General features: G+C 48.4%; 10 protein-coding genes and 2 pseudogenes. 10 read left to right on the top strand and 2 right to left on the bottom strand.

The genetic code is table 11. The features are described from left to right. The first annotated feature begins 1 nt into the window (after position 1). From FT643_RS19545 to FT643_RS19515, 7 genes are all read left to right on the top strand, one after another. A complete protein-coding gene (locus FT643_RS19545) occupies positions 2 to 1552 on the top strand; it encodes a long-chain-fatty-acid--CoA ligase (RefSeq protein WP_317622082.1) in 1551 nt (516 codons plus the stop codon). A gap of 43 nt (positions 1553 to 1595) precedes the next feature. Beyond that, on the top strand, positions 1596 to 2756 hold the full coding sequence (locus tag FT643_RS19540) for an acyl-CoA dehydrogenase family protein (protein WP_156873106.1): 1161 nt from the start codon (positions 1596 to 1598) through the stop codon (positions 2754 to 2756). 9 nt (positions 2757 to 2765) lie between these two features. After that, positions 2766 to 3878, top strand: a complete 1113-nt coding sequence (locus FT643_RS19535) for an acyl-CoA dehydrogenase family protein (RefSeq protein WP_317622081.1) — start codon at positions 2766 to 2768, stop codon at positions 3876 to 3878. After that, entirely contained in the window at positions 3871 to 5469 is a 1599-nt protein-coding gene (locus FT643_RS19530) for a GMC family oxidoreductase (RefSeq protein ID WP_156873105.1), read from the top strand. Before FT643_RS19535 ends, FT643_RS19530 begins: the two co-directional genes overlap by 8 nt. Positions 5470 to 5525: 56 nt before the next feature. Further along, complete coding sequence (locus FT643_RS19525) at positions 5526 to 6290, top strand: SDR family oxidoreductase (RefSeq protein ID WP_156873104.1); 765 nt, start codon at positions 5526 to 5528, stop codon at positions 6288 to 6290. Between the two features lie 90 nt (positions 6291 to 6380). Then, on the top strand, positions 6381 to 7553 hold the full coding sequence (locus tag FT643_RS19520; RefSeq protein ID WP_101892389.1) for an acyl-CoA dehydrogenase family protein: 1173 nt from the start codon (positions 6381 to 6383) through the stop codon (positions 7551 to 7553). Positions 7554 to 7736: 183 nt separating this feature from the next. Continuing rightward, positions 7737 to 8891 carry an acyl-CoA dehydrogenase family protein gene (locus tag FT643_RS19515; RefSeq protein WP_156873103.1) on the top strand — a complete coding sequence of 385 codons (1155 nt, stop codon included), beginning with the start codon at positions 7737 to 7739 and terminating at the stop codon, positions 8889 to 8891. A gap of 247 nt (positions 8892 to 9138) precedes the next feature. On the opposite strand, the gene FT643_RS19510 is transcribed toward FT643_RS19515, so the two are convergent. After that, positions 9139 to 10356 carry a hypothetical protein gene (locus FT643_RS19510; RefSeq protein WP_156873102.1) on the bottom strand — a complete coding sequence of 406 codons (1218 nt, stop codon included), beginning with the start codon at positions 10354 to 10356 and terminating at the stop codon, positions 9139 to 9141. A gap of 524 nt (positions 10357 to 10880) precedes the next feature. On the opposite strand from FT643_RS19510, the pseudogene FT643_RS19505 reads away from it, so the two are divergent. Both FT643_RS19505 and FT643_RS24105 read left to right on the top strand, forming a co-directional pair. Then, positions 10881 to 11174, top strand: a pseudogene (locus FT643_RS19505) (acyl-CoA dehydrogenase family protein); the annotation flags it as partial. A gap of 99 nt (positions 11175 to 11273) precedes the next feature. After that, positions 11274 to 11663, top strand: a pseudogene (locus tag FT643_RS24105) (transposase); the annotation flags it as partial. A gap of 206 nt (positions 11664 to 11869) precedes the next feature. Here FT643_RS24105 and FT643_RS19495 read toward each other — a convergent pair. Continuing rightward, a complete protein-coding gene (locus FT643_RS19495) occupies positions 11870 to 12037 on the bottom strand; it encodes a hypothetical protein (protein WP_156873100.1) in 168 nt (55 codons plus the stop codon). A gap of 409 nt (positions 12038 to 12446) precedes the next feature. Here FT643_RS19495 and FT643_RS19490 point away from each other — a divergent pair, with 409 nt between their 5' ends. Further along, on the top strand, positions 12447 to 13523 hold the full coding sequence (locus FT643_RS19490) for a 7TMR-DISM family protein (protein ID WP_198043721.1): 1077 nt from the start codon (positions 12447 to 12449) through the stop codon (positions 13521 to 13523). The last annotated feature ends 89 nt before the right edge of the window (positions 13524 to 13612 follow it).

Below are 13612 nucleotides of genomic sequence, written 5' to 3'. Positions count from 1 at the left end.
TGTGATTATATCACAGACTTTGCGCCGTGCCGTGCAGCAACATCCCAATGGTACTGCGACGATCTATAAAGATAGAAAGCAGTCATGGCGGGAGTTTGAAGACCGCGTGGCTAGACTTGCTGCAGGCCTGCTGTCATTGGGGATAGAAAGGGGCACCCGCATTGCGATCTTGTCTCTTAATAGCGACCGCTATCTCGAATATTTCTATGCGGTGCCCTGGGCTGGCGCGGCCCTAAATCCCGTCAATATTCGGCTTGCTCCCCCAGAAATCGCCTTTACTCTTAATGATTCAGGCTCGTCAATCTTGTTTGTGGATGACACCTTCAGTGTGATGCTACCGAAGTTGCGTCCGCTGCTTGATAGTGTCGAACATGTGGTGTTTATGGGCGACGGGGAGTTACCGGAAGGTTGTGTTAGCTACGAGGCGTTGATTGACGCGTCAAAACCTTTACGGGATCTCAGCGAAGGCGGAAAGGAGCTCGCCGGACTTTTCTATACCGGGGGTACCACCGGCCGGTCCAAAGGGGTGATGCTGAGTCACGACAACCTCGTTTTCAACGCGCTTAATGTGGTGCCGGAAATGAGTTACGGGCCTGACACTATTTATATGCATGCGGGTCCGATGTTTCATCTGGCTGATATGGCAAGCACCTTTGCAGTAACCCTGGCCGGTGGAACCCACGGGATTGTGCCACGTTTCGAAGTCGGCGATGTACTGGGCTTCATTGAGTGCGAGAAAGTCACACACACGCTACTCGTACCTACAATGATCAACCTTCTCGCGTCGTCCGGAAAAATAAAGGATTTCGATGTCAGCAGCGTAAAGCGTATGCTGTATGGCGCGTCGCCGATGCCAGAGGCAGTATTGATCAGTGCTATGGAGCAGATGCCGAACGCCATGTTTGCCCAGGGTTATGGGCAGACGGAGGCTTCACCCATCATTACCGCGTTGGCCCCGGAGTTCCATGTGCCAGGAGGCGACAAGCTACGAAGTGCGGGCAGGGCTGCGCTGGGTGTCGAGGTTGCCATTCTTGACAAAAATGATGTTGAACTACCCCGTGGCGAAGTCGGTGAGATCTGTGCCAGAGGTGGAAACGTTATGCTCGGTTACTGGGGAATGGAGCAGGCGTCGGCCGAAACTCTGCGCAACGGCTGGTTGCATACCGGTGATCTGGGCTATATGGATGAAGATGGGTTTGTCTTTATCGTCGATCGTAGCAAGGACATGATCATCAGTGGTGGAGAGAATATCTTTTCTGTCGAAGTGGAAGGCGCCATTTACAGCCATCCTGCGGTGCAGGAATGTGCAGTAGTAGGGATTCCTCACGACGAATGGGGTGAAACAGTGCATGCCATCGTGGTGCTTTGCGAAGGTCATACTCTTAAGGAAGACGAGCTGTTGGTCCATTGCCGGGAACGGATTGCCGGCTACAAGCTCCCTCGAAGCGTCGAGTTTCGAAGCGAACCATTGCCCATAAGTGGTGCCGGTAAGATTCTCAAAAACGAACTTCGAGCACCTTACTGGCAGCAGAAGGTGCGGGGGGTCAACTGAGCCACTGCTTTCGCTAAGATCAATTACTAGCACGGAATAAACCATGAATCTTGAATTTACACAGGAAGAGTTGGATTTTCAAAAGTCCATACGCGCTTGGATGCGGGAAAACGTACCTGAAGAAATTGAACGCGTGTCAGCACTCGGTAATATGCCAACCAAGTCGCAGCAGCAGCTATGGGAAAGGAAATTGGGGAAACAGGGCTGGCTGGCGCTAACTTGGCCAGAACAGTACGGAGGGCCAGGCTGGACGGCGACGCAGCGCTATATCTTCGATATCGAAAGGGCGATGGCCGGAGCGCCGCCAACCAGCCCCTTCGGTGTCGCCATGGTTGGCCCAGTTATCTATACATTCGGCTCGCCGGAACAGAAGGAGAGATGGCTGCCTGGGATTACCAGCGGCGAGACTCTCTGGTGCCAGGGGTATTCTGAGCCCAATGCCGGGTCGGATCTCGCGTCGCTTAAAACCCGCGCTGAACGCAAACAGGATCACTATCTGGTCAATGGACAGAAGATCTGGACCACGCAAGCGCATTGGGCAGACATGATGTTCTGTCTCGTCAGAACCGACCCCGAGGCAAAGAAGCAACAGGGCATCTCTTTTCTGCTTATTGACATGAAGACACCGGGCATCGAAATTCGCCCCATTTATTCCATTGATGGGCACCATCATCTCAACGAAGTATATTTCACCGATGTCGAGGTACCTCTGGAAAACCTGGTTGGCCAGGAGGGTATGGGCTGGACCATAGCCAAGTTTCTACTGACACATGAGCGTACCACGATAGCTGGCGTGGCCGACAGCTATTATGCGCTGGCACGGATGAAGCAGGCGATTGAAGATGTACCTTATTATACCGACAAACCATCGGCAAGGCGGCGTATGGCCGAACTCGAAGTCGAATTGATGGCGCTGGAGTACACCAACTTTAGAACCGTTGCAGCCACAGACGAGGGTAAACCCTTCGGACCGGAGTCCTCTGGATTGAAAATTAAGGGTACGGAACTGCAGCAAAAAATGTCTCAAGCCATGGTTGAAATGGGAGGCTTGATGTCGCTCGCCTGGGATAGTCCTATGGAGGTGGGTAACGAAAGCTTCAATAATGCTCCCCGGCGTTACAATTTTTTGCGTGCTTGTACGATTTATGGCGGCTCAAATGAGATTCAAAAGAATGTGCTTGCCAAAATGCTATTGGGATTATAGGGGGCGATAGTGGAATTCAATCTTTCTGAAAACACGACAATGGTTGCGGATACAGCGCGGCGCTATCTCAAGGATCACTATGGTTTTGTCACTTATAATGAACAGCTAAACCAGACCAGTCATTGTGATCCGGCACGATGGGGGCTAATGATGGAGCTTGGGTGGTTGGGTCTCCCGTTTCCCGAGACCGTTGGAGGCTACGGTGGCGAGCTGATTGATGTTGCGATGATTGTCAGGGAGCTTGGAGCGGCCTTGTGTCTGGATCCTTATGTTGATTTGGTGGTCGCCCCTGGAAAATTGCTCGAATATATTGGATCCGAGCGCGCGATCGGGCTATTGCAATCCATTGTCGAAAACAATGAAAAGGTGGCGTGCGCATTCTATGAGTGTCGTGCCGGTTACAACATTCATAAACCGACTTCGTCCATCAGAGGAGGTAAGCTGTCAGGACAGAAGAGTTTTGTTCCGGATGGCGGCTGCGCGAGCAAGGTTCTAGTGACGGCGAGGCTCGGAGAAGAGTTAGTATTGCTCGTCGTGCCGCTTGAAAGCTGCAAGATCACGCGTTATCGGGCGCTAGACGGTAGTCGATACGTAGATCTGGTGTTTCATGATATCGTGTTTGAGGACGGAATGATTCTCTTGCGTGGCGCGGAGACTAGCCGTGTTATCAGCCAGGTTGTTGCTTGGCTTCAGGCCCTTGATTGTGCGCGGATGTATGGCGCTGCGAATGCGCTTTACCAGCGTACCCTTGAATATGCAAAGACGCGTAAGCAATTCGGCGCAGCCATAGGTAGTTTTCAAGTTATTCAACACTATCTTGTGGATATGTTTACTGACCTCCAGCAATTGGAGTCAATGTTATTCATGGTCTCAGTGAAAGCCGAGCTAGGAAATGCGCAAGAACGAGATCGTGCGTGCTCGGCGGCGAAGGCCTACTATGCCGACAAGGCGGTAAAGATCGCTCAGCAAGCCATCCAGATTCACGGTGGTATTGGCGTCACCGAAGAGCTGGACATAGGTCACTACTTTCGTCTTATGACCCACTGTTCCTTGACTCATGGTCATCGTGACTATCACCTTGATCGTTTGGCCTCCTTGAGCGAGGTGAATGGTCTTGGATGATTATGACTTCATCGTAGTCGGAGCGGGGTCCGCCGGCTGTGTCTTAGCCAATCGATTGAGTGAGTCGGGGAAGTTCTCGGTATGCGTGCTGGAAGCAGGTCCACATGACAATAGCGGGTTCGTGAACGTGCCATTCGGAGTCATCGGACTGATCAAGGAGGGAAAGCGCAACTGGGGTTATAATACTGTAGCGCAGAATTCGCTTGATAACAGACAACTTTATTGGCCTCGCGGAAAAACCCTTGGTGGGAGTAGCTCGATCAATGCCATGGTTTACATTCGTGGTCAACCTCAGGATTACGATGCCTGGCGCGATTTAGGTTTGGAAGGTTGGGGTTGGGAGGATGTGCGACCGATCTTTAATGCTCACGAGCATAATGAGGAATACTTGTTTGACACATGGCATGGTAACGGAGGACCGCTGAATGTCACCCGCGTCAGGGATCCGAACCCGCTGACTGAGCTGTTTATTCGTGCTGGCCAGGAGCTGGGCGAAAAACGTAACGATGATTTCAACGGCGAAACCCAGCGCGGCTTTGGTCGTTTCCAAGTGACGCAAAAAGACGGGCGACGCTGGAGCGCGGCACGGGCGTTTCTCGATCCGGCGAAGGAACGAAAGAATCTTAGTATTCTGACCGGTGCAATGGTCTCCCGAGTTTTAATCGAGAAAGAGCGTGCGGTGGGGGTCGAATATATTGATGCGTCGGGTACTTCGCACATGCTGCGGGTGAAGCGTGAGGTTGTCCTTGCCGGGGGCGCTATCAACTCCCCTCAGTTGCTAATGCTTTCTGGCATTGGTGATCGTGACCATCTACAAAGTGTTGGTATTGATTGTCTAGTTCATTCCCCTGAAGTGGGTCGCAATCTCCAGGATCACCTCGACATGACTATATCGATTCATGATCGCAGCCGGCAGTCGATTGGCTTTTCCCCTTACTTCGTACCGCGTTTGCTGCGTGCGTTCTACGATTACTTCCGCCATCGGCGCGGGTTTCTTGCCAGCAATGCAGCGGAAGCGGGGGCGTTTGTCAATGTGGGTGGCGGCTCTTGTCCGGATGTGCAGTTGCATTTTCTGCCTACGTTTTTACGTGATCACGGTAGAAAGCTGACCCCTGGCTTTGGTTGCACTATCCACGTCTGCCAGTTGCGACCCAAAAGCCGAGGATGGATTCGTCTGATCGATAACGATCCTCGCAGCGCACCCCTAATCGATCCCTGCTATCTGTCCGACGATGGTGATCTCCGAATTCTACGTGAGGGTGTCAAGTTTGCTCGCCGGGTATTCCACACCAAAGCTTTCGAAAGAGCTTATGGAGGTGATGATCTGCCGGCTAGCAATGTCGTCACTGATGCCCAGATAGACGCTGATATACGTCAGCGTGCTGAATCCATCTATCATCCGGTGGGCACCTGCCGTATGGGAAGGGATAATCTGTCCGTAGTAGATCACTTGTTAAAGGTCAGAGGCGTATCTGCTTTGCGCGTTGCCGACGCATCCGTTATGCCGTTATTAATCAGTGGTAATACGAACGCGCCTACTATGATGATTGGAGAGAAAGCGGCTGGTTTTATTCTTTGGGACGCCATGTGATTTGATAATTGAATATCGGTGACTCGTTTAACGGCATCCCAAATCAAAGGTATATTATGGAATTAAACGGTAAGATAGTGGCAATTACAGGTGGTGGTCGCGGCATTGGCCAGTCAGTAGCAGTGGGTTTGGCTAAGAAGGGTGCCAAGATTGCTATCCTAGATTTGGATCAAGATGCTATGGCTACAACGAAGGCATTAGTGGAGGCAGCGGGCAGCGAAGCCCGTGTATATCAATGTAATGTTGCTGACGAAGAACGAGTAGAATCCACTTTTAATCGAATCGTTGCGGATTTTGGTTCCATTGAAGGCCTAGTGAATAATGCAGGTATTCTTCGTGACGCTCAGTTGATCAAAGTTAAAGAAGGCAAAGTGGTTAATAAGATGAGTGCTGACCATTTTGAATTTGTTGTAGATGTGCATATGAAAGGCACTTTCCTATGTGCCCGCGAAGCGGCTGCACACATGGTTGAACTAGGCGTAAACGAAGGCTGTATTGTTAGCATGTCTTCTATCGCTTATCGCGGTAATTTTGGTCAAACAAATTATTCTGCAGCCAAAGCTGGCATTGTTTCCATGAGTCGTGTTTGGGCGAAAGAACTTGGTCCATACAATATTCGCTCTATGGTTGTTGCACCGGGTACTATTGAAACTGAATTATTAAGAAGTATGCCCGCGGATATTCTGGAAGGCTTTGCGAAGATGGTTCCACTACGTCGAATTGGAGCCACAGAAAATATTGCTCAAGCAGTAGAATCTATATTTGAAAATAGCTATCTAAGCGGCGATGTAATGGAAATTCATGGTGGCTTTACTATTTAAGTATACGGTTAATGTAGTGGTGTTGCGGTTATTTCCCTTAACCAATACTCTCCTTTTACTATCGGTGGAAAAATAATAAACGAGGTCAGTATGTCCCTGGATTTCGATGGAGCACGTTTACCCAACCCCTATTTGACCGAAGATCACGAGGCCTGGCGCGATCAGCTGCGTAAGTTTATTGATTCCGAGCTGATGCCCTATGCCAATCAATGGGAGGAGGATCATAAGGTTCCCGATGAGATCTTCCCCAAGGCTGCTGAAGTGGGCATGTTTGCCGTGGGTTATCCCGAGGCCTACGGCGGCCTGACTGAAGGGTTGGATGTATGGCACGGCAATATCATCTATGAAGAGTTGGCGCGTCTTGGTGCCGGTGGTGTCGGTGCCGCTCTCACCGTGCATGGTATTTCACTGCCTACCATTTTGAAACTGGCCTCCGAGGAAGTTAAGCAAGAGGTTGGCCCCGCTGTAATCAGTGGTGAAAAGCGTATTTCTTTGGCGGTGACCGAGCCCGGTGCAGGTTCTGATGTGGCGCAATTAATCACCACTGCTGTGTGCGATGGAGATTTCTATATTGTTAACGGCTCCAAAACCTTTATCACTGGCGGCATGTACTCCAGTTGGGCCTCCACCGCCGTTCGTACCGGTGGAGAAGGGTTGGGCGGTATCTCTCTGTTGTTGATTCCTCTCGATGCCGAGGGCGTTAGCCGCACGCAGCTGGATAAAAAACAGGGCTGGTGGGCATCCGATACCGCGACCTTATACTTCGACAATGTGCGAGTGCCTGTAGGCAACTTGGTGGGCAATGAAAACGAAGGTTTTAAAGCCATTATGGGCAACTTCAATCTGGAACGTATGCAGTTGATTGTGTCCATGGAAGCCTTCGCCCGCGTCTGTCTCGAAGATGCGGTAAAGTGGGCCCAGGAGCGTAAGACCTTTGGCAAGACCTTGTCCCAGCATCAGGTGATCCGTCACAAAATTGCTGATATGAAACAACGCATAAACGCCACTCAAGCCTATATCCAAGTATGCTCAAAACAGTTGATGGATGGTAAGCCCAATGCTGGCGATATCGCAATGTGTAAGGTGCAGGCCAGTCAGACCATGGAATTTTGTGCTCGTGAGGCCATGCAGATTATGGGGGGTATTTCCTATATCCGTGGCAATCGCGTGGAGCGTATTTACCGTGAAGTGCGCGTCAATGCCATTGGCGGGGGATCGGAAGAAATTATGCGTGATCTAGCGTCACGTCAGTATGGGTTTTAATCACGAAAAGCCTTATAAATGGCCCCTCATTCCCGCGAACACCGGAATAACGCAGATAACTAAAGCGCACACAAAAATATAAAGGATAACAACAATGACAATGAAACTGCCTACATTTAAGTAATTGTTTTTTCCCGTAAGTAGAGCAGGTAGCCACAGACAATTAAGCGAGAGAGAATAATTATGAGATTTACTGAAGAACACGAAGCAATACGTAATACCATTGCCCAGTTTATTGATAAAGAAATCAACCCCTACTGTGATCAATGGGAAAAAGACGGTATCTTCCCAGCTCATAAGCTGTTCAAAAAAATGGGCGACCTTGGTCTTCTGGGGATCGCCAAGCCAGCCGAGTACGGCGGCATGGGATTGGACTACAGTTATCAAATTGTGTTCTCTGAAGAGCTAGGTCGCATTGCCAGTGGCGGTGTTTCCATGGCCATCGGTGTGCAAACCGATATGTCTACACCGGCCATGGCCAAGTTTGGCAGCAACTACATCAAGGAAGAGTTTCTTTCAAAAGCCATTGCAGGTGATGCAGTATGCTCAATTGCTGTGAGTGAGCCTCACGCCGGTTCTGATGTGGCCAATATTAAAACCACCGCTGTAAAAGACGGAGACGACTACATCATCAACGGCACCAAAATGTGGATCACCAACGCCACCCAAGCGGACTATCTGTGCCTGCTGGCCAATACCGGTGGTGACAAGCCTCATAAGAGCAAATCTTTGATCGTCGTGCCTACCAACACCCCGGGTATTTCATTCTCGGAAAAGCTCGACAAATTGGGCATGCGTTCTTCCGATACTGCACAGATTTTCTTCGACGAGGTGCGCGTCCCACAGAAGAACCTGATTGGTGAAGAGGGCATGGGTTTTACCTATCAGATGATTCAGTTCCAGGAAGAGCGTTTGTATTGCGCTGCGGGATTACTGAAGTCCATGGAACACTGCATTAACACCACTATTGAATACACCCGCGAGCGCCAGGCGTTTGGTAAGCCGCTGTTGGATCAGCAGGTAATTCACTTCCGTCTGGCGGAGTTGCAAACCGAAGTAGAAGCTCTGCGTGCGTTGACCTATGACGCGGTAGATGGCTACATCAATGGCATGGAAGTGACCTTGAAAGCCTCCATGGCGAAGTTGAAAGCGGGGCGTTTGGTGCGTGAAGTCACAGACGCCTGCCTGCAGTACTGGGGAGGTATGGGCTTCATGTGGGATAACCCAGTTTCCCGCGCCTACCGTGATCAGCGTTTGAGCTCTATTGGTGGTGGTGCCGACGAAGTAATGCTTGGCATTATCTGCAAGAAAATGGGCATCTTACCGCGCTTAATTTAGCAACAGGGTTATTAGCAGGGTTAGTTCATGGGAATTGTTGATAGAAAAATTCATTAACTTACTTGTAGTAATTGCCAACATATACATGGTGAGAAAATCAAATGCCGCTGCATTCCGCTCAACCAAACTAGCATTTATGGTTTTTCTGTTACAAAAAATGCCTCCTTTATCTAAAGGAGGCTTCAGAAAATGCACTCTAAAGAGTGGCACAAAAAACGATCATTAGACTTATATAAAGCAGTTTAGATTATGCCACCTTACGGCCCCAATTTAGAATTTTTCCACCAGTCTCAGAGGTGACTTTTTTACCCGCCCTATAAAGATCGAACACCTCCTTTTCGATCCTTGCCATCTCATCACCAGTAACCGATTCCGAACTCATAAAATCAATGTAATCATGGCCTTTCCGCGTAAGTTTAGCGTACATGTTGAAGGCATCATTTAGCATTTCTGTTAATACGACGGGAGGAATTACCATATGAAATCCAACTCGATCCGTCATATGAAAAACTTTTCGAACCAACGATCCTCCAAACTCTAGAGAATCTACACCTAATACTGCCATGTCTTTTTCAATCGAAACCAACAAAGGAATAGCAGGAAGCACCATAGATAATCGGCGCAACTGAGCATAAGGGCTGTATTTTTGCCACCAGGACATCGGCAACTCATCAAAATAATTAACTGGCAGTGCGCAATGCCTGGATTCGTCCAAGTGGAACATTTTTAGAATTTCTAGCCCTGGCATCTCTCCAAACATACCAAAAAGACCCATTGCTATATTTTCAACAAGGACGTTCATGCCAAAGAACTTTTCGAGCCCCTTGGACTTTAGCGTACGCTCCATTACTAAGTATTCCCAAACAAGGAATCTTGGCACTTCACAATCCCAAGCCAATAGCAACTCACGCAAAACCACAAAGTGTTTCGCCTCCTCAAGAACTTGCATAGTAACAGCAGCCTTACCGCCCGTGCTCTCCGCATCAACCAACACTTCCGCTGACACCATCCAGGCATACGCTTCGCCATGAGCAATCAGTGACAAGACATTAACGATCGCCTGCTTTTGCTCTTGAGTGTAATGAGCGTTTATTAGTGCCTTGTATTCTTCTGTTGAGTAGCGGTCCAGCTCTTTCTTTTCAGCAACACTTAACGAATCTTTTGCTTGAGTTAGAAACGCTTTTTCATCTTTTGTTAAATCTTTAAAATCAGTTCCAGTATGAGGGGCATGCTGCTCAGCTTTCCAAAGCATGCGCAAACTCTTGTCATAATGTTTAATTCGAAGCTTATCATTAGCCCCGCCTACAAATTCGAAATTATAATCGTCATAACGCCCCTTTCTTCCACCGATACCAATCAAACCCTTAGCTTTGTCGTAGTTACGAATCGCGCTATTTAACACACGCTCAAATTTTTCGAAATTGTCATGGAATTTGCTGTTCACCGGCAACGGTTTAATATTCATATGTTTTCTCCGCTAGACTACTGAGTAGAAGGCTAAAACCAAGTGCCTGAAATTATTTGTATGTACACCCAACCAATAAAACTCTTGCACAATTCAATGAACATTTAATTGATATGTGTCATATAGTTTTTAAGTACACTGATAAATACATCAAATGATGCCGAAGCATTCCCTCGATATCACCGTAGCTCAGCGAGTAGGCCAAATACCGTCGAACTGATTGCAAAATGACATCCTGTGTGGGTAGGCGTATCCTTTAAAGTTGATCATCGGTCACCGTTCAGATAATCAAAAGTGTAACAAGACCGAGACAGATGCGACGCAACCGTGATATTGAAGGCATTTCTTTTAGATTGATTATGGTTTCAGGTAATGCGGTAAATCATCGTGCCGTTTGTAAGCAGTTTCCCAGAATTCTCCTCGCTGATGTTCACTTCTGAAAAAACGAGTTCTCGCCCGCGTTTTACAGTGTAAGCGGTGACGATAATCTCCTTTGAATATACCCGCGAGCCCATGTACTTGATAAGCCGCTGTTGGATCAGCAGGCAATTCACTTCCATCTGGCGGGATTGCAAACCGAAGTAGAAGCTCTGCGTGCGCTGACCTATGGGGCGGTAGAGGACTACATCAATGGCATGGAAGTGACCTTGAAAGCCTCCATGGCGAAGTTGAAAGGGGGGAGTTTGGTGCGTGAAGTCACAGACGCCTGTATGCAGTATTGGGGAGGTATGGGCTTCATGTGGGATAACCCAGTGTCCTGCGTCTACCATGATCAGCGTTTAAGCTGCAAGAAAACGGGCACCTTACCGCGCGGCTAATTGAACTACAGAGTTTAGCATGGTTAGTTCATGGCAGTTGTTGAAACACAACTGGGCACGTAGTTTGATGGGTTCCAAAACAACCTTAAACCACATCCTGGCGAAAACCCTCGCTATGTCGTCACCAGCCTGTCTGACACACCAAAAGCCATTTATAGAAAATGGTATTGCGCCCGGGGCGACATGGGAAATCGGATCAAAGAACAGCAGTTTTTATTTTCTGATCGAACGTCCTGTCACCACTGGTGGCCTAACCAATTCAGGCTCTTACTCTCTGTTATGGCCTATACATTGGTTTACAGGCTGCGTCGTTTGGCACTGCATGGAACGGAATTGGGTAGTGCTCAGGTTAACACCGTCCGAACTAAGTTATTCAAAGTTGCAGCCGTTGTAGTGCAGAACACTCGACGAATTAACTTTATGTTGCAGAGTCGTTATCCGCATAGGGATCAATTTGAGAAAGCGCTGGCCAATTTAAATAGTGGATAGAAGAAAGGGTGCTGGCCCGGCACGGAATAATGAATGGGGTAAGGGGAAGTACGCCCAAAATTTATAAATCGGTATGATATACGCTCAATCTAAAAAACTTAGGCAATGTTAGCCAACAACTTGAGATCCTGATGTCCTTGCTTGATTTGGTGAAATATTCGGGCTAGGGGGCAGGCCTTGGGCACGCAATAGCCACTACCCGCCGACTAGGGTTGCTCTGGCGCGAAGAGTGTAGGGTCAAGCGGGATCTTGTAGGGATCATAGCGAATGTCATCGCGTACGGCATAGTAGAGCTGGTCGGCGCGATTTCGGGCAAAGGCCTGGATGTCAATGAAGTCGCTCCCTGCCAGGTAACTGTGGGTATCTACATTCATCTCAGTACTCGTTCCTTAGGGTGGTATTCATCGCCGAGTGTGGATGAGTGCCATATAAGCCGATTCACAAGGCTCATAATGCAGGTGGTAACACGCCCGTCGACCCTAACAGGTTTCTTAAAGATAAGCGAGGGGTGGCTTTTACGGCTATGAATCTGCTGGGCCTGTGCGTGCGGATGGTTGCGGTCTATACTAATTTAATAGCTTGGTTCATTGGCAGCTCACTTTTATCGGCGTGATACGATAAAGAATCTGGCCTACACTAAGATAATATCTAATTCAAAGAGAGTTGATGTGACTGAAGACTCGAGTCGTTCCTAACGTTTGCTCATTGGCAATACTTCTAGCCCGCTTATCTAGAATGTTTGTCATAGTATTATTGTTCTCGCCGTGGAGTGTAGCTAGCGCTGTGGAAAACTATAGTGCTGCGCAGCTCTCCTATGAAGTTCACTATATAACTTTACCACCAGATTGCACTTCCCATTCTGCAATAGACGATTCAGAATGGTTGACGATGGAAGGGCATTCTAATAGCTTTGGTTTGACTTCTGATTGTTATGTCTTCCGTGTTGCAATAACCAACCATACCCACTCTGAACTGCCTGTTATGCTCGAAATTACCTATCCGCTGCTCGACAGTGTAGAGGTCTACAAATCGAGTCTGGCTGCTACCTCTCATGTTTTATCATTGGGGGACCTGAAGCCCTTCGGGAGTCGCCTTATGGATAAACGAACCTTTATTATCCCCTTGAAGTTGACACCAAATCAGGAAATTACATACTTTTTTAGTATAAAAACTGACAGCGCTATGCAATTTCCGCTTAAGATTTGGAAACCCGAGGCCTATTACAAGGCTGAGATAGGCCGGCATGCCTGGTATGGAATGTACTTTGGGGTATTGATGGTAATGGCCGCCTATAACTTGATTATATTCTTCGCGGTTCGCAATCAGGCCTATCTTTGGTATGTATGTTATGTAATTGCATTTGCATTTTTTCAGGCTTCCATAGAGGGTTTATCGTTCCAGTATCTGTGGCCAGACAGTGTCTGGTGGAACTCCGTCTGCAGAGCTTTCTTCGTCGGGTTAATGATGTTTGGGATAGTGCTTTTTCAAATGCATTTTCTGGATCACCGTTCCCACAGCCCTAGGCTTTATAAGCTCTGTAACTGGGCAGTCTACGCGTCAATACTTCTTATGGTGACGACTTTCTTTATACCTTATGCAGTCAGCATTCATGTTGCGGCGGTGCTTGTTTGTTTGCTGGTTTGCTACGTTTGCATTTTAGCTCTAATTAGTGGGTACTGGGCCTGGTTCAAAGGCTTTGCTCAAGCTCGTTACTTCTGCCTCGCCTGGACAGTATTGCTTCTGGCAGGATTAATAACTGTAATGAACTACGTAGGACTGTTACCGCGTAGCTCGTTTACTGCATATTCAACCCAAGTGGGATCAATTATAGGGGTTCTGTGGAAGAACCGACAAATTTGACAAGTTTGGCTCTAACACGATCATAGCGAGCCCTGGAGTTGCTTAAACTGCCCCTGGATCATCGCCTTTTCCTGAAGTATTACCTTGTT

Origin of the sequence: Ketobacter sp. MCCC 1A13808 (assembly GCF_009746715.1) — a bacterium.
GTDB lineage: Bacteria > Pseudomonadota > Gammaproteobacteria > Pseudomonadales > Ketobacteraceae > Ketobacter.
This window is presented reverse-complemented; position numbering and strand designations above follow the sequence as displayed.

Coding starts and splice junctions, on each gene's coding strand:
- FT643_RS19515 (WP_156873103.1), top strand. CDS start 7,737: ATGAGATTTACTGAAGAACACGAAGCAATACGTAATACCATTGCCCAG.
- FT643_RS19540 (WP_156873106.1), top strand. CDS start 1,596: ATGAATCTTGAATTTACACAGGAAGAGTTGGATTTTCAAAAGTCCATA.
- FT643_RS19495 (WP_156873100.1), bottom strand. CDS start 12,037: ATGAATGTAGATACCCACAGTTACCTGGCAGGGAGCGACTTCATTGAC.
- FT643_RS19525 (WP_156873104.1), top strand. CDS start 5,526: ATGGAATTAAACGGTAAGATAGTGGCAATTACAGGTGGTGGTCGCGGC.
- FT643_RS19520 (WP_101892389.1), top strand. CDS start 6,381: ATGTCCCTGGATTTCGATGGAGCACGTTTACCCAACCCCTATTTGACC.
- FT643_RS19510 (WP_156873102.1), bottom strand. CDS start 10,356: ATGAATATTAAACCGTTGCCGGTGAACAGCAAATTCCATGACAATTTC.